Source organism: Chloroflexota bacterium (genome assembly GCA_018648225.1).
Taxonomy (GTDB): Bacteria; Chloroflexota; Anaerolineae; order Anaerolineales; family UBA11858; genus NIOZ-UU35.
Genome location: JABGRQ010000060.1, coordinates 1 through 17,199, shown reverse-complemented (window position 1 = coordinate 17,199; position 17,199 = coordinate 1). Strand labels below are relative to the sequence as shown.

The window sequence follows — 17,199 nt, the reverse complement described above, 5'->3', positions numbered from 1 at the left end:
CAGGCCCACTAATTTGGTCTGTGGCGATAGATTGAAAAAATCATCAATTACGCCCACAAGAAACGCAACCCCGGCGCCAATCAACAAACCCAATGGCAAACTACCCCAGCGACCAGAAAAGATAAGCGCAATGGCAAAGGCGACAAAAATTGCCACACCGCCAAGATAGGGCGTTGGCAGGCTGTGCCAGCGGTCGCCGCGCGGTTGGGCAACTTTGCCCAGTCGTCGAGCAACCACTCGAACAACCGGCACCAAAATCACACTAGCCAGTAACGCGATGACAAATACCAACCACTGCATTCCATTTCTCCTACTTAAACAGCCCGAAAATTGTGGACAACTACTACGGTTAGGTAACAAGCCCCATTTTACGATACAAATCGATATAGCGGGTCAGGATCATCTGTTGGTCAAAACGCTCCTCAGCCACTTTGCGGCTCGCCTGCCCCATTTTCTGGCGCAAATCAGCATTGGTGAGCAGCGTTGTCAATGCTTCAGCCAGACTGCTGGCATCGGCCTGAGGAATCAGGAAACCATTCAAATCGCTTTCAATAACCATGCGGCACCCCTCAATATCCGATGCAATGAGAGGTAATCCGGTGGCAGCCGCTTCTAAGAGAAAGAGCGGCACCCCCTCATTATAACTGCTCGGCAGCACAGCAATATCTGCCAATTGCAGCAATTCTGAAATATCACTGCGATGTCCCAACACCTCAACGATGCCTTCTGCGCGCCATTCTTCCAGAATTTGCGCGGGGACACTATCGGGGTTGCCCTTATCAGGAGCGCCTGCCAGCCAGAAACGTGCAGGAATATTATTCGCCTTAATTATGCGCGCCGCTTCAACAAACTCCGCCAGACCTTTATCCCATAATAATCTGGCTGCCATAATTACAATCGGCGTTTCGTCAGCGGCTTTGCCATTCAAGGCCGGTTGATAATCCGAAAGATTTACGCCGGTTCCGGGAATAAGCGTGGTCTTTTCTTTGGAAACCACTTCCAGGGATACCAGATGTGCCAAATCATGCTGATTCTGGAATGCGGTATGAAAACCTTCGCCGCGCAAGGCCCGCCGCAATACGGGCAGCACAATGCGCCGCAATATTTTTGCTCTCTGAGCTTCGCTAAACAGATAACCCAACCCGGTGAAATTATTGATCACAACGGTTCCCTGGGCCGCGCGGGCGGCCAGAGAACCATAAAGAATGGGCTTAATTGTAAAATGATGCACTGCAGCCGGGCGTAATTGGCGATAAAGCTTATATAAATCAATGATAGCCCCAAGCTCTCGCCAGGGGTAAATACTGCGCCGATTAAGATTCCAGGCTTGCCAGGTAAAGCCCATCACTTGCAATTCTTCCGTATACTTGCCGGGCGGGCAAACGAGGATGATATTGAGACCATGTTCAACTAAGGCGCGCGCCAGCGGCAAACGAAAATTATAGAGCACCCAATCCCAATTTGCCACTAACAAAATCGGTAAACTTTTCGCCGAAGCGCCATGCAAAAGATTCAATTTGCGATAGAGATGAATATACTGCGCCATAATTGCCTTCTGATCGAATCGATTTTCTGCAATCCGGCGGCTCGCACGCCCCATCTGTTGGCGCAAAGTTGGATCGGTCAGTAATGCAGCCAGCGCATTGGTAAACGCGGCCGCGTCACCTTTCTCAATCAGAAAACCGTTCTTGCCTTCTTCCACAACCATACGACAACCTTCGATGTTGGAAGCAACGATCGGCAGACCTGTAGCGGCTGCCTCCAGAAGAAAGAGTGGCACACCTTCATGGAAGCTGGGCAAAACCGCGATATCGGCTTGCTGCAATAATTCAGGGATGTCGCTACGATGACCCAGCAGCTCAACCACTCCCTCCACCCGCCATTCTTGCAGGGTTTTCTCAGTAATACTGGCAAGATTTCCAGCATCGGGGGCGCCCGCCAACACAAAACGCGCCGGAATGCCCCTGGCTTTTATCTCACGGGCAGCTTTGACAAACATATCCAACCCTTTATCCCAAAGCAAACGCGCGGCCATAAATATTACCGGAGCGTTCTCACTTTCTGTTTGCCGGCTCGCGGGTTGATAATCTGTCAAATTAACACCACTCCCAGGGATGAGCGTGGTATCGTCTTCCGACACAATCCCAAGCCTGATCAGGTGATCTCGATCCTGAATATTTTGGAACGCGGTGTGAAAACCCTTTCCGCGCAAAGCGCGCTTCAAAACCGGAAGAACAATCCGGCGCAGCCAAACAGCCTTACGAGCGTCACTGAATAAATAGCCTAAACCGGTAAAATTATTGATCACGGTTGTGATTTGAGCAAAACGCGCCGCCAACGAGCCGTATAGAATGGGTTTAATCGTAAAGTGATGAACTGCGACCGGACGCAAATCGCGATAAATTTTATAAAGCTCAACAACCGAAACGAGTTCCCGCCAGGGATATATATTGCGGCGGCTCAAATTCCAGGGACGCCACTTGAAGCCCGCGGCCAAAATCTGATCGGAATAACGACCAGGCGGGCAAACCAGAATGACATTTTGCCCATTCGCTTCAAGTTCGCGGGCCAGCGGCAAACGGAAATTATAAAGAACCCAATCCCAATTGGCGACCAACAAAATCGGCGAATGTACTGAAAAATCACTCATGATGATTTGTTTAACACCCCCCGAGAAATTTGCTCCTAAAACTCGCAACCCCGGCCATACGATATGGTGAAAGCCACCGGCTCCCAGCGTAATAAGGATCATCCAATAGGCATAACGCATTCGGAATAAAGCGCCCATATTGACCACAACAGCGCCCAGCGTTACCAGGCTGATGGAAGCAATTATCGCCAGATACCATGCAGCGGATTTCCGCCGCGCGTGCCAAACTCCGATCACGGCTATCGCATCCACCGCATACATCAGCAGGGTTTCTATGCCGCTCAACACGCGTGGCGAAACTCCAATATTGCCCTGCTCAAACCACATATTGGGAAACGGCGCCAAAAAGCCAACAAACGCCGCACGGGGCAAATAGCGGATCAAGCTCTCGAGATCATGGATACTGTAATGCGTATCCATATTTGATCCCGCTGATGGGTAAAAAGTAATAAACCGTTCGCGGGCGCTGCCAAGTTCCTCAGCGACTGAATTGAGCTGATCGTATAAACCACGCTGAAAGCCAGGAAAATATTCCGGAAGAACCACCATCAGAATAAAGGCTATCGCCACAAGCCACAATAGGGAAGTCAATATTTTCTTGATTTTGGGAAATAATTGATAAGCCTTCTGAAAAATGATCCCCAGCAAACTAATCGCAATAATCGCATCCGTCAGCGGTTTGCGCCCGCTATTTTCCAGCATTGATGTCAGTATCAACACTGAAATCAGATAGAATCCAGCGCTCATAACAATGATTTTTGGCGAAAGTTTGCGCCGATAGCAATAAACCGTTGCCACGACCACTGTTAAAGTGCTGGTGATAAACAAAGGGGTTTTTAATAACTGCGTTGTGTGAATCACATACGACGGCCATAACCCGACGATGCTGGCCGCAATCATTCCCGCTGGATGGTTGAATATCTCTTTCGCCAACGCATACACCAGGAAGAGGGTCGCCAGATAGTAAAACAAATTCACAACTTCAGCGCCAAGAATCGAAAAACCAAATGCCGGGCTAAGCAGCACATAAGATAAGGTGTAGATTTTGATATGCAACTCAATGGGTATCGAGAAAAAAGGCGTAAAACCCTGGCGATAAATCGCGCGAGTTAAAGCCTCTATTTGTTGAATATACGGAATATTATCAATGTTAAACGTGCCCACCCCCTGACTGGTAAATAACCCTGGAATCCATTGCGTATTCCCAATCCAGAGAATAAATCCAACCATGACGACATGGAAAATAGCAGCAGTTGTCAACAACCAACGTAGCTGGATACGCTGCAATGGGTCTGCCCGCTTGTTCAATTGCATATCTTGCGTATTAGACATATTTATTGTATCAATCAAGCCAGGCCTGGAACATCAATATATCCCACAAATAGTATTGCCAGTTCCGTTGACCAGCGAGATGTTCCTGCCATTTTTGCCGAATGGGGGCTGGATTTAAATAGCCATCGCGCCGCAAACGCTCTTCGCTCAAATAATCTTCAGCCCAACCGCGTAATGGGCCGCGCAGCCATTGATCAATTGGAACGCCAAAACCCATTTTGGGGCGTTCGAGCATCGTACGGGGCACATAGCGATATAAGAGTTGCCGAAGAATCCACTTCCCCTCATTGCCGCGCACTTTCATCCCTAAGGGCAACCCGGCCACAAATTCAATGACTTCATGATCGTCCAGGAAGGGAGCGCGGGCTTCCAGGCTCACCCCCATACTGGCGCGATCCACCTTGACCAGGATGTCGTCCGGCAAATAGGTCATCATATCCAGGTACATCATCTGCTCGGTAAAGGTAGGCACTTTCGCCCACGCCGAACGATTTCGCAATAATGTAGCTGGTTCTTGAGCGCCAATCACAATATCGGTGGGTTTTTTCCAATGAGAAACCAGATCCAAATACACGGCTTCTTGGTTGGGGATTGAAATCACCTCGGCTAATTTTTGGGCTTTATCAGCCGGATTAGGTAAATTTTCGAACTCGCCCATCATGTGCCCGAACATACGAAAAATGCCATACCAGGCCGTGGTTGGGACAGACAACATCGCCCGCGAAAGCAACCTGCGGACCGAGAACGGCAGCCAGCCAATACGCCGCCAGATAGCATTAGTCATAAAATAGCGATTATAGCCACCAAACAACTCATCCCCGCCATCCCCCGACAGGCTGACGGTCACATGTTGGCGCGCCAACTTTGAGACCAGATACGTGGGGATTTGGGACGAATCGGCAAAGGGTTCATCATAGAGCGCGGGGAGCAAAGGAATAACCTGACGTGTCTCCTCGGGGGTAACATAAAGCTCAGTATGTTCAGTGCCAAGATGCGCGGCAACTTGCCGGGCATAGCGCGCCTCATCAAAGCCTTGTTCGTGAAATCCAATCGTGAATGTCTTTACCGGAATACTGCTTTGGGATTGCATCAACGCGACAATGGTTGACGAATCGATGCCTCCGGAAAGAAAGGCCCCCAGGGGAACGTCGGCCACCATGCGCAAACCTACCGAGCGGCGCAGCATAGCGTCGAGGGCATCCAGCGCTTCTTGCTCGCTGCCCTCAAAGGGGTTGGCAAGACCATCTTCGACAACCTGACGGATTTGCCAGTAAGGTTGAGGTTCAAACTCCCGCGGCGAAGAAGCGTGCTGAAGAGTCAAATAAGACCCCGCAGGCAGCTTGAAAATTCCCTGATAAATGCTAAAAGGCGCGGGCACATAATTATGGCGCAAGTATAAAGCCAGGGCATCGCGATTAATTTCCTCGCGGAATGAAGGGTGGGCGCGCAATGCCTTCAACTCCGAACCAAATAAAAGCGTATTCCCGAACCAACCATAATACAACGGTTTGATGCCCATGCGGTCACGCGCCAGCGTGAGGCGTTTTTCGGCACGGTCCCACAAGGCTATGGCAAACATGCCGTTAAAGCGTTGCAAAGCTGTTTCCAGCCCCCAGGCTTCAATTGCGGCGAGCATCACTTCGGTATCGGATGTACCGCGAAAAGACGCGCCACAGGCATCCAGTTCGGTGCGCATCTCGGCGAAATTATATACTTCCCCGTTATAAACGATCACATAACGTCCAGATGCCGAGTGCATGGGCTGGTGCCCCATCGGAGAAAGGTCCAGGATCGCCAGACGGCGGAAACCCAATGCAATACCATCTTGCGCCCGACACCAGGCTCCACCCGCATCTGGCCCGCGATGATAGATTTTAGCCGTCATTTGCTGAACGCTATTCTCAAGTTCAGCCTGTGCAGTGCTGTTTGTACGATCCCAGAATCCGGTAATTCCACACATAATTAATTGGCAGTACCCCCATACTGCCCATACAACTCCTCATACGCCTGGATCATTTTCTCCTGACTGTATTCTGCCACAATTCTCTGGCGAGCCAACCGACCTAATTGTTGTCTGTGAGCCTCGCCAGCAGCGACGATTTCGGCCCAGGCGGCAGCCAGTTGAGCAGCATTCTGCGGGGGAATAACCACGCCCGTTTCGGCAACAATTTCAGCCGCGTCGCCAACATTGGTGACAACGCAAGGCACGCCACATGACATCGCCTCGGCAATTGTATTCGGAAACCCTTCTGTCAAGGAAGAAGAAGTTGCCAGGTCAAAAGCCGCGGTCAGATTGGCAATATCTCGCCGGGGGCCTAGCAGCGAAATTCGCTCCCGGATGTCAAAGGCGTCGATCATAGAGGCCAGCGCATTATTCGACCCGATCATATCCGCTCCGCATAGCACAAAGTGTGGATTATATCCTGCATTCACAAACTCGCGCGCAGCCTGCAAAAATGTGGCGTGGTCTTTCATGGGATCAAAGCGGGCAACATATCCAATCAGAAGCACATCATTGGCGAGGCCAAGCTCGGTCAATAACATTTGCCGGGCGGATGGTTGAGGCCGAAAGAGCTTTGTGTCAACCCCGTTGGGGATCAGTTCCCAACGCCGGGGATGATACCCAATCGATTTGTGGTAGCGGAGTCCGGCCCGCGAGTTGATGACTACGCCCCGGGGCAGGGCAGCCAACCCCGAGCAAGCCCGCAACGTCCACCCGGAGAGTCGGCGATACTCGGACATGTCCATATTCGATGAGCGCACATTCCAAAGAATATTCTTCACACCTGCCACCTTCCCGGCGAGTAAACCCAGCAAATCGGCATGGTAAAGCCAGGTTTGCAGCACAGCAGGTTGGTACGCTTTTATTTGGCGGATTAATTGAAAAAATCCCCGCAGTGTAGGCCGCCCACGTGGCATATACAGGGATTCGACAGGAATTTTTAGCGCAGCAATCAACGTGCCCACATCCCCAGGCGAAACAAGTGAAATTACGCGGTTTTCGAAGCGGTCAACATTAATGCTCTTCAGCAAGCGGTAGAGCATCATCTCCGAGCCGCCCACGTCAAGGGTGGTGATGAGGTGTAGCAGCTTGATTTTGGGCAATTTTTTTATCCAGTGTTTCTGACAAGTTCTTCAAAAAGCTCTTCCGTAGACGCGACCATTTTTTCAACCGAATAATATTTTTGTATCCTCACCCTGGCCTGTCGCCCCAGCTCAAAGCGTGAATCAGCGGATAGCTGCAAAAGCTCCGACACGGCTTCCGCCAAACCTGCAGGTGCCTTCGGTGCAACGATACGACCCGTCTCGCCGACGATGCGCGCCGAATCACCAACATTTGTGACGACACAAGGTGTTTCACACGCCATCGCCTCGCCAATTACATTCGAAAAACCTTCACCGTAAGATGATGATACAAATATATCCAAAGCACTGTAGACGGCGGGCATCTCAAAATGAGGCCCGCCCCAAACTAATTTCTCGCCCAAAGACAGGGCCTCAGCCAGTTCCAGCAATTCGTGCAAATACGCATCCGGCCCATCTCCTACGCATACAAATCGAGTGTGTAGAAACCGATCTTGCAGTATGGCGGCCATGCGTAAAAATGTGGTGTGGTCTTTCATCGGATCAAGTCGTGCCACCAGACCGATCAGCGTATGTTGTTCGGAAATGCCCCACTTCAAACGCATTTCTTTTCGCAATATGGGGTCTCGGCGGAAGTGCTTTGTATCAATTCCGTTTGGTATGATGCACATTTTATCAATTGCGAAGCCATGCCGGCCGTGATAGGATAATCCAGTTTGGGAATTGACAATAATGCTATCGGCAAACCGCGATAATAGCGCCTCTACACGATAGACAATACCCGCAGTCCAGTCGTAGCGTGCAAAATCGACATGGGTTGATCTGACGCCATATACAACTTTTATTCGCGCGATTTTTCCAGCCAGAACTGCAAAAATATTGGGGACATCCAAATAGCCATATAGAATATCCGATTGGGTTTCAACTATCTGCCGAACGAGGGCTTTTACAAACCCGAAAAAATCCCAGCGCGATCTTTTTATCAGGTTAATGATTTGAATATGTTCAATATCGGCGAGCATGGACAGCAATTCGCCCTCGGCATAAAAGAGCAAAATGACAATATTAAAGCACTGAGTATCCAGCCTTCTGACCAATTCGATGAGCTGCCGCTCGGCTCCACCGCTTCCCATGGATCGCACCAGAATGGATAGATTGATTTTGGAATTTAACATAGACACCAAAAACGCTTTGCAGAATTTTCCAGGGTATCTGGAAATCCCTGTGGAGGAGATTGCTTCACCCCTGCGAGGTTCGCAATGACACCATAGTTAAAAATATTTCAAGAGTACACTTAATTCAGTCTTGCTTAAAAAAAACAAATTCATTATTTCCTAGCTTACCCTGCACAGTCTTCAGATAGGTTAGCACAAAGCCCCTTTGGCGATAAAACTCAAATATCTTCTCCGGCGAGGCGACTTCAAACGGATAGCCGCCAATCCAATCGACAACATCGGTCCAAAAGTTCATTCCACGAAGGGAGTGATAATTTCGAAATGTAGCCAGGGGGCGCAAGAAAAGTGTATCGCGAATAAATGCCATAGAACCCAGGAACAAAAAATAACCGCTTGCCATTAACCATTGGATAATCAGCGGCGATTTACTGTAGAATTTCTTTATACTCGTCCAGGCCTCGCTCTTGCGACCCTGATCGTTGTAAATGGCAATAAACAACCTACCCGAAGCTTTGACCAATTGGGCCGCATTATCTAAAGCCAGGTACATATCACCGGTATGATGCAAAACGCCCCAGGAATAGACAATATCCCATTCGCCCAGCGATTCAACATAGGGCGTATCCAGCGCATCGCCTTGTTCAATCATCCAGCGAGGATCGTCAGGAAAATATCTGCGCTTTAATTCCCGCGCGCAGGCAACGCTATCGGAGTCATAGTCAAAAGAATGCACCCGCTCAGCATTCAATCGCATGGCCGCTAAAGAAAACAAACCACTCCCGGAACCGACATCCAGAAATTTTTTCCCTGCAAACGAAGAAACCCCCAAAGCATTGATTAACGACTGTTCTGCCTCCTGAATTTGCACAGCAGACAGTTTTCTAATAAAATTACCCCAATTTTTCCCAAATTTAAAACGAGGCGATGTGTTATTTATTGCCATTATGAGTACCTTTTGATTTTTTTCGACCAATAAAGCGAATCTTACGATGCAATGCCTGAAAGAGGTCCAGGTATTGTTGAATAGCATTTTCCTGTGAAAAAACGCTGGCGCGTTCACGCAAAACGCGGCCATCCAGCTTGCCGTCAAGCGCTCCCAAAATCGCTTCAGCCATTTTTTGAACACCACCAACCGGAACCAGAGCGCCGTAGCGCCCATTCTCGAGAATTTCTGCCGGGCCATATTTACAATCGGTGGCAACAATTGAAGCGCCACAGGCCATGGCTTCGATCAATACATTGCCAAGCCCCTCAAAGCTAGATGAGAGCACAAAGGCCGAACAACGCGCCATATATGGATAGGGGTTATCCACAGAACCGGGGAGTTGCACAGATGTTTCTAACCCCAATGCCCGAATCAAGGACTCGATTGCACTGCGTTCCTCTCCTTCGCCCAGTATGAGTAAGCGCATCTCGCGCTTCTCACGCGCCAATGCAAATGCCCGCAGCAAGGTTGGATAATCTTTGGCCGCATTGAGGCGTCCCACAGCCAGCAATACGGGCAGCATATCAGGAGAAAACCATTCATGAGCAAATGGGGCGTCAATTTTTTGCGCTAGCTCATGAGGTGGCAGTAAAACAGGATTATAAATCCGAAAAACTTTTTCGGGAGGAATTTTTGTAATTTTGATGATGTCATCCGCTACGCCTTGAGAAATACAAACCACCGCATCTGCCTGATGATATAAAAGGCGAGCCAATTTGGGTATGAACTGGTTTTTTAACCCTGCTTCCATAGCGTAATGCATAGACATGGTCGTCTGCTCATTGATAACAACGGGCAATTCGACACGGGCCATTCTCCGAGCAATTAAAGCAATTAGGTTGGCATGATTTTGCACAGAGAATAGAATATCCAGGCGCTGATGATTGCGCAAGAATCTGGAAAGTGGGACGACGGTGCCGAATACTCTATGCTGCCCAAAATCGACAACTTCAATCCCTGGGTCGAGTTCATCCAGCAATGGGCCGCGCGCGCTGGCAAGGAGCAAATGCACGCTTTTCCCTTGCCGCAAAAATCCATTTGCCAGACTAACCACAGCCCGCTCCGCGCCACCGATATACAGCGACGGGCTAAAGATCGCAATATTTTGCACACCGCCCCCGTTATTTTGCAAGTTGATCCTTCCAAAAAACTATCATCCCAAAGGGAAATGTAAGCAACCACAATAACCGCGCCAACCCATGATCTAACCCATCAAACTGCGCCTTTAGCCGTTGTTGATTATGCAGTGAAAACCGACTATAGTGTATACTGGATCGAACAAAATAAAACGGGGCATAACGAAACCAGGAAATTTCGCGATTCAGAATAAATTGGTGCCAATATGAATGGCTGCGAGCCAATAATTTCGGATTAATATTCATTATCCGGTCATATTCCGTTTCGACATAATAAACTCTTAAAGGCATATTAAGGTATCGAATTCTATATTTTTCGGCAATCTGCGTTAAAACAATTCCTTCTGGTAGATAAGGTACCGCCAAAGCTGGAAATGGGAACTCTTTCAAAATATCTGTCACATACAGGTTGAGGTGTTCCTGACTGACCCTATGCGCGTAACGCATTTTCAGGGAACTGGCATCCACCACCGGTTGAGGTAAGGACTTCCCAACGATACGACCAAATTGATCAACACACAATCCTGCCGTGCCGCAAAAACCAACGCGTTCCAATTCGGGGATTGAATCCCACGCCGACAATAAGCTTTCCAATGCCTGCGGAACAATGCTATCATCCGAATCGAAAATGAGAAAAAATTTCCCGCGCGCCTTCGTGAGGGCGTGATTATGGGCAATATGCTTGCCCTGGTTTTCTTGCCAGTAATAAAGGATTGGAAATTCCGCCCGTTGCTGCCATTCTTGAATACGCGCTGCGGTATTGTCAGTTGAGCCATCATCAATGATGAGCCATTCAAATTTTTGGAATGTTTGCGAACAAAGCGCGTCAAAAACCCGCACCAGGGTGTTAGCCCTGTTATAGGTTGGCGTGAAAATTGTGATAACGGGTTGAGCGCTCATTTTTTCCTCGGTTTACGAACGAACCGTTCGGAGATTAGCCATTCTGCGCACTTCACGTATCCCCCCCCTGCGAAAGGCTCTCCATGCAGCTTGAATGATTGTGATCCAGTGAAGGATGAATAATATTCGTTTTACCAATTGCGGGTTGATGCTATGCCGCTCATGTATCATTTCACTTTCCACTTTAATAGCATCAGCATGTACGCGGGAGGTTTGCTGTTCATGAAAACGCACTTGCGATAAAACCTTATCCAAGAATTTGATATTCAAGGATGCGTCAGCGATTCGGTTGATCCAATCAAAATCACCCAAATATCGAAGTGATGAATCAAATAATAGGTTATTTCTTTCGATGGTATCTTTTCTTATATACAGGGAACAATGGGAGATAAATGGTTTATAACGATGAAACCATAATGGCCCTCGAGTAATCACCTCTTGCGCATATCGTATCGAACCATCCTCGCTCATCCACAGCATTTTTCCATACACCCCATCAAGCTCGGGATGGGCAAGGAACTTGTCCACAACCGCCTGCACCGCGCCTGGTGTCATCAAATCATCGGCGCTGATAAAACAAACAATCTCACCCTCGGCGGCATTCAGCCCCTCATTCATAGTGGGGTATTGGCCACGGTTCTCACGACTCCACCAGCGCAAATGTGAATATTGCTCCAAAACGGCAACCGTAGCGCCATCATCATTAGAACCATCGTCAATAACGAGATGCTCAATATGCGGATAATCCTGAGCGGCAACACTCTCAATCAGCGGCTTGATATATTCTGCACCATTATACACAGGGGTGATGATGGTAATCAGCGGCGGTTTGTCGCTCATGAATAGAGAAACCCGGTGACAATTTTGACCACGCTGCGGCTGACATTGCGAACCAGATACTCGGCAGGCGGTTCCCAATTGACCTGTTGCGAAAGAACAACCTGCACACAGCTTTGGATCATGGCCGGGTCTGCGCCGCTCAGCATATTGCTGCCACACTCCAATGTTTCGGGGCGCTCGGTCACATCGCGCAGCGTCACATTGGGGACACGAAAAATCGCGCACTCTTCCTGAACGGTGCCGCTGTCAGATAGCACACAAAGAGCGTTCTTTTCCAGCGCCACAAAATCAAAAAAGCCGAATGGAGGCAAGAGGCGGATAGCTGGATTGGCGACGGCGACATCAAACATTTCAAGTTTAGACCGCGTGCGCGGGTGCGTACTGATGATGACCGGGAGTTGGTACTGTTTTTGAAGTTGATCCAGCGCCCCGGCAAATTGCCGCAAACGATCTTCGCTATCCACATTTTCAGAGCGATGCAGTGTAACGAGAAAATATTCGCCAGCGGAGATATCTAGTTCTTTTAGGATCTGAGAAGAATCAATCTGCTCACTATAATGCTCGATGACTTCCAAAATCGGGTTGCCGGTCACATAGATGCGCCGTCCCGGAATGCCCTCCTGCAATAAATTCTGCCGACTGCGCTCGGTGTAGGGCATCAGAATATCGCTGCTGTGGTCAATGATACGCCGGTTGACTTCCTCGGGCACGCGGTCATCGTAACAGCGGTTGCCCGCCTCCATATGGTACACCGGAATACCCATGCGCTTGGCAATAATCGCCGAAAGCGCGCTGTTGGTATCGCCCAGCAGCAACAACTTGTCCGGGCGCGCACGCAAGAGCAGTTTTTCCGTCTCGGTCAGGATCACCCCGATTTGCTCGCCCAAAGAACCGCGAGCGTCGAAGTAATGATCCGGCGCGCGCACCCCCAACTGCTGAAAGAAAACCTCATTCAGGTTTGGATCATAATTCTGACCAGTATGCGCAACGATATGTTCGCTAACCTGATCCAACTTCTCGATCACGCGGCTCAGACGAATAATTTCAGGGCGAGTGCCTAAAATGGTTAATATTTTCATGGTTCATTTACACCCTACGGCGACTCATTTCCCGTTTCTCTTTTAGGTTTTTCACAGTGTAGGCCTGCTCGTTATCCGTAAACTGAACATACAACGGCAAGGCCAAGGTTAGCCGATCGGCAATATAGGCATTTGGATAGTCTTCCGGCCTCAAACTATATTTTTCTCGATAATAACCCAGGGTGTGTACAGCTTGCGTTCCTTGACGGGTAGCGATGCCTTTTTCTTCCAATTGGTCCATCAAAGTATTGCGTTGGGCGTGCAACTCTTCCACATTATCCATTGTCGGTTCTTCAGGAGCAAATAGGCACACATAGGACTGGTAGCCATGCACATACGCATCAGGGGTGTAGGGTGTTCTAAGCCAACTTAGTTCGGCCAGCGCATCATCATAACGTCGAGCAATTTCACTACGTTTTCCCATGATATAGTTAAACTTTCTCATCTGGGCAACACCTACTGCGCCTTGAATATCGGTCATGCGATAATTGAACCCCACCATATCGTACTCAGGCATGATGTAACTCTTTTGGCTATGATGGCGCTGCAAATCGCTCACCGTAGCGCCATGATCGCGCAAGGAGCGCATCTTCTCCGCCAAATGCTCATCGCTGGTAAGCACCATGCCCCCCTCTCCGGTAACGATGCCTTTACGAGGGTGAAAACTAAGCGCGCCGAAATCCGCCAACGCTCCGGCGTGATGCCCCTTATACCAAGCCCCCACCGCACAAGCCGCATCCTCGATAACATAGAGATTATAGCGCCGCGCCAATTCGATAATGGGATCCATATCGGCGCTCAAACCAAACAGGGAAACCGGCATGACCGCCTTGGTACGCTCAGTAATCTTGCTTTCGAGTTGGGCAACATCGATATTGAAAGTGAGCGGATCAATATCACAAAATATGGGCGTCGCGTTCTGATACTCGATGACATTTGCAGTAGCCACGAAAGTAAAGGCCGGCACGATGACTTCATCTCCGGGGCCAATTCCCAGCGCAACCAATCCAAGATGTAGGGCCGTAGTACAGGAAGTCGTGGCTAAAGTATGAGGAATTTTTGAATATTTCGAGAGCAATCTTTCAAACTCTGCTACTCTAGGCCCTTGCACAACCCAGCCGGTTTCAAGGGATTGCCGCACTAGGGAAAACTCTTCTTCATCAAAATATGGTTTTGTAATCGGAATCTTCATGAATTTACGCAATCTTCTCCAGCGTCGCTAGAACGAAATGGATTTGTTCTTCCGTCATTTCAGGATAGATGGGGATAGCCAATGTTTCGCGGCTGGCTTTTTCGGAATCAGGAAAATCGCCTTCTGTGTACCCCAACGCTTTACAGGGTTGTGTCAGGTGCAGCGGCTGCGGATAATATATCCCTGAGGCAATACCCGCTTGCTTGAGCGCTTGCTGAAGTTCGTCGCGCCTTGCGGTGCGAATGATGTAAAGATGATAAACATGACTAGCACCAGAGGCCACCCAGGGCGCAGAAATTGCCGAGATCGCGGACAACCCCCGATTATAGGCCGACGCAATTTCTCTACGCCGCTCATTCCAGCGATCCAAATAGGGCAGCTTGACGCGCAAGATCGCCGCCTGCAAGGCATCCAGGCGACTGTTATACCCCAGAATTTCAGGGAAATACTTCTTCTTCCAACCATGCGCGCGCAACATTCGCACTCTGTCAGCAAGGGCAGAGTCATCTGTAACGACCATGCCCCCATCGCCATAACCTCCCAAATTTTTGCTGGGGAAAAAGCTCAAACAAGCCACATCTCCGAAAGCGCCTGTCTTTCGACCCCGGTATTTAGCGCCTAAAGCCTGAGCATTATCTTCAATGGTCATCAATCCGTGTTCCCGGGCGATGGCCGTTATAGCATCCATGTCTGCCGGATGGCCGTAAAGATGTACCGGAATGATGGCTTTTGTGGCCGGGGTGATCTTTTCGCTAATTTGCTCAACAGCAATGCAGTATGTGCGCGGGTCAACATCCACCAGAACCGGCCTGGCCCCTACATGCAGCACGGCCCCAGCCGTAGCGAAAAAAGTATACGCCGGGATAAGTACCTCATCGTCGGGGCCGATATCCAAAGCCCGCAGCGCCAGAATCAGAGCATCGGTTCCCGAAGCCACCCCAATGCTATGTCCTACCCCCAAATATGCAGCCACCCCCTCTTCCAGGGCTGTCACCTCCCTCCCCAAAATGAAATGGCCAGAAATGAGCACCCGCTGAATGGCAGCATCAATTTCTATTTTGATTTCACTGTATTGGGCCGCTAAATCAAGTAGAGGTATTGGGGTCATTCGCGCTTGCTCACTTTTTGACCATCTATGTGGTAGCCCGCCCCACAATTCCCACAAATGGAGATCTCTCCATTGCCCGATTTCTCAAAATCTAATTTGACACCACACTGGCACATCCAGCCCCGCACGCGCGCCGGAACACCATACACCAGGGCATACGCGGGGACATCTCCTGCAACAACTGCTCCAGCACCGACAAAAGCATATTCTCCCAAAGTCGCCCCACAGACTATCGTGGCGTTTGCGCCAATTGTCGCCCCCCGTTTCACCAGGGTAGTTTTATATTCATCCTTCCGGCTGACATGGCTGCGCGGGTTATTCACATTCGTGAAGACCATTGAAGGCCCTAGAAAAACATCGTCTTCAAGTACCACGCCTTCATAGATTGAAACATTATTCTGCACTTTTACACCATTTCCGACAACAGTATTCTGAGCAATGAACACATTCTGCCCAATTGAGCAATTCCTACCAAGCCGAGCACCTTTCATCACATGACAAAAGTGCCAAATTTTGGTGCCCAAACCAACTTCGGCGCCATCATCAACATAACTCGATGGGTGCACATAATAGTCAGCCATTTTTTATCATTTCAAAAAGGGGTGCGCCAACTCGTCCACAAGCGAAAGCTCGCAATTGCGAATTTGATAGGTCAATTCGATTGAGGCACGGGCATCGTCGAGCCCAAACCCATTCCCGGCTAGAGTCTTCTCGTAAACTCGTGTGTGTAAATCCGTAAAGCCGCCCGAAAATTCAATCTCCTGACCATCAATCGTAATTGAACGATATGTCTTCGGCTGCTCTACTTTTATGGGGATGGGCCGGTCTTCTTCATCGACCGACAGGAACCAGCGCACGCGGGCCTTTTCAAATTCAATAAACCCGGACGTTCGGCGTGGTTCCGATAAATAAAGCTTGATCTGCCCCGATGCACCGAACAGCCATCCCAACATATCGAAGAAGTGAACGCCAATATTCGTGACCACCCCACCCGATTTTTCTTGAATACCTTTCCAGGAAATATTATACCAGGGGCCACGTGCTGCGATGTAAGTCAGGCACACATCATATTGATGATTTGATGGTCCAGATTCAATTTTCTGCTTCAACGCCAACAACGCCGGATGAACCCGCAACTGCAAAACGGTATTTATTTTGCAGCCACTTTCGGCTTCGATAACTGCCAACTGGTCTAGATTCCAGGGATTAATCACCAGGGGTTTTTCGCAAATCACATCAGCGTCCAGCCGCATTGCCAGACGGCAATGCGCATCGTGCAAGTAATTTGGACTCATAATGCTCACGTAGTGCACGCGCTCTTCTTCGGATAAGCGGCGCAGCTTTTCCAAATGACGATCAAAGCGCTCAATTTCAGTAAAGAAGCGCACATTCTCCGAATATTGATCCAAGATACCCACCGAATCGTTCGTATCTACCGCAGCCACCAAACGATTGCCAGTATCCCGGATGGCCTTCAAATGGCGCGGGGCAATATACCCCGCCACGCCAATGGCTGCGAAATTTATGGGGGTTTTTCTTTTCATTTCTGTATCAAACTGCATCGGAACCGTCATTGATGTCTATATATCCGGAATGAAATCCAGCGCGGCTGCCAAATCTTGGGCCACGGGCACAATTTCGCCAGGGCGCAGGTTATTTAATTGCATCGATTGCTCTGCGCCGCGCCCAGTCAATACCATAATCGGCCTGCAACCTGC

At 49.4% G+C, this 17,199-nt stretch carries 14 protein-coding genes; all 14 read right to left on the bottom strand.

The annotated features are described in order from the left end of the window. On the bottom strand, positions 1 to 300 hold a 300-nt coding region (locus HN413_04190), incomplete at its 3' end, for an undecaprenyl/decaprenyl-phosphate alpha-N-acetylglucosaminyl 1-phosphate transferase (GenBank protein MBT3389590.1). Between the two features lie 49 nt (positions 301 to 349). Further along, a complete protein-coding gene (locus tag HN413_04185; protein MBT3389589.1) occupies positions 350 to 3,982 on the bottom strand; it encodes a glycosyltransferase in 3,633 nt (1,210 codons plus the stop codon). A gap of 10 nt (positions 3,983 to 3,992) precedes the next feature. Next, positions 3,993 to 5,942: an asparagine synthase (glutamine-hydrolyzing) gene (gene asnB / locus HN413_04180; GenBank protein MBT3389588.1), complete on the bottom strand. Its 1,950-nt coding sequence runs from the start codon at positions 5,940 to 5,942 to the stop codon at positions 3,993 to 3,995. A 2-nt stretch (positions 5,943 to 5,944) separates the two neighbouring features. Then, a complete protein-coding gene (locus HN413_04175; GenBank protein MBT3389587.1) occupies positions 5,945 to 7,087 on the bottom strand; it encodes a glycosyltransferase in 1,143 nt (380 codons plus the stop codon). A 5-nt stretch (positions 7,088 to 7,092) separates the two neighbouring features. Next, on the bottom strand, positions 7,093 to 8,241 hold the full coding sequence (locus HN413_04170) for a glycosyltransferase (protein MBT3389586.1): 1,149 nt from the start codon (positions 8,239 to 8,241) through the stop codon (positions 7,093 to 7,095). A 124-nt stretch (positions 8,242 to 8,365) separates the two neighbouring features. Further along, positions 8,366 to 9,184, bottom strand: coding sequence for a class I SAM-dependent methyltransferase (locus tag HN413_04165; protein ID MBT3389585.1), 819 nt, complete (start codon positions 9,182 to 9,184; stop codon positions 8,366 to 8,368). Continuing rightward, positions 9,171 to 10,358: a glycosyltransferase gene (locus tag HN413_04160; protein MBT3389584.1), complete on the bottom strand. Its 1,188-nt coding sequence runs from the start codon at positions 10,356 to 10,358 to the stop codon at positions 9,171 to 9,173. The genes HN413_04165 and HN413_04160 overlap by 14 nt, the downstream gene beginning before the upstream one ends. Further along, positions 10,348 to 11,262, bottom strand: coding sequence for a glycosyltransferase family 2 protein (locus HN413_04155; GenBank protein MBT3389583.1), 915 nt, complete (start codon positions 11,260 to 11,262; stop codon positions 10,348 to 10,350). Before HN413_04155 ends, HN413_04160 begins: the two co-directional genes overlap by 11 nt. A gap of 12 nt (positions 11,263 to 11,274) precedes the next feature. Further along, the gene (locus tag HN413_04150) at positions 11,275 to 12,102 is read right to left on the bottom strand and encodes a glycosyltransferase (protein MBT3389582.1); all 828 of its coding nucleotides are present in this window, start codon (positions 12,100 to 12,102) and stop codon (positions 11,275 to 11,277) included. Next, positions 12,099 to 13,181 (bottom strand): UDP-N-acetylglucosamine 2-epimerase (non-hydrolyzing), encoded by a 1,083-nt coding sequence (gene wecB / locus HN413_04145; GenBank protein MBT3389581.1) that lies wholly within the window; start codon positions 13,179 to 13,181, stop codon positions 12,099 to 12,101. The genes HN413_04150 and wecB overlap by 4 nt, the downstream gene beginning before the upstream one ends. 7 nt (positions 13,182 to 13,188) lie before the next feature. After that, positions 13,189 to 14,373, bottom strand: coding sequence for a DegT/DnrJ/EryC1/StrS family aminotransferase (locus HN413_04140; protein ID MBT3389580.1), 1,185 nt, complete (start codon positions 14,371 to 14,373; stop codon positions 13,189 to 13,191). 4 nt (positions 14,374 to 14,377) lie between these two features. Beyond that, positions 14,378 to 15,481 (bottom strand): DegT/DnrJ/EryC1/StrS family aminotransferase, encoded by a 1,104-nt coding sequence (locus tag HN413_04135; protein MBT3389579.1) that lies wholly within the window; start codon positions 15,479 to 15,481, stop codon positions 14,378 to 14,380. Further along, on the bottom strand, positions 15,478 to 16,062 hold the full coding sequence (locus tag HN413_04130; GenBank protein ID MBT3389578.1) for an N-acetyltransferase: 585 nt from the start codon (positions 16,060 to 16,062) through the stop codon (positions 15,478 to 15,480). The genes HN413_04135 and HN413_04130 overlap by 4 nt, the downstream gene beginning before the upstream one ends. 6 nt (positions 16,063 to 16,068) lie before the next feature. Continuing rightward, entirely contained in the window at positions 16,069 to 17,025 is a 957-nt protein-coding gene (locus HN413_04125) for a Gfo/Idh/MocA family oxidoreductase (protein MBT3389577.1), read from the bottom strand. Positions 17,026 to 17,199: the final 174 nt, after the last annotated feature.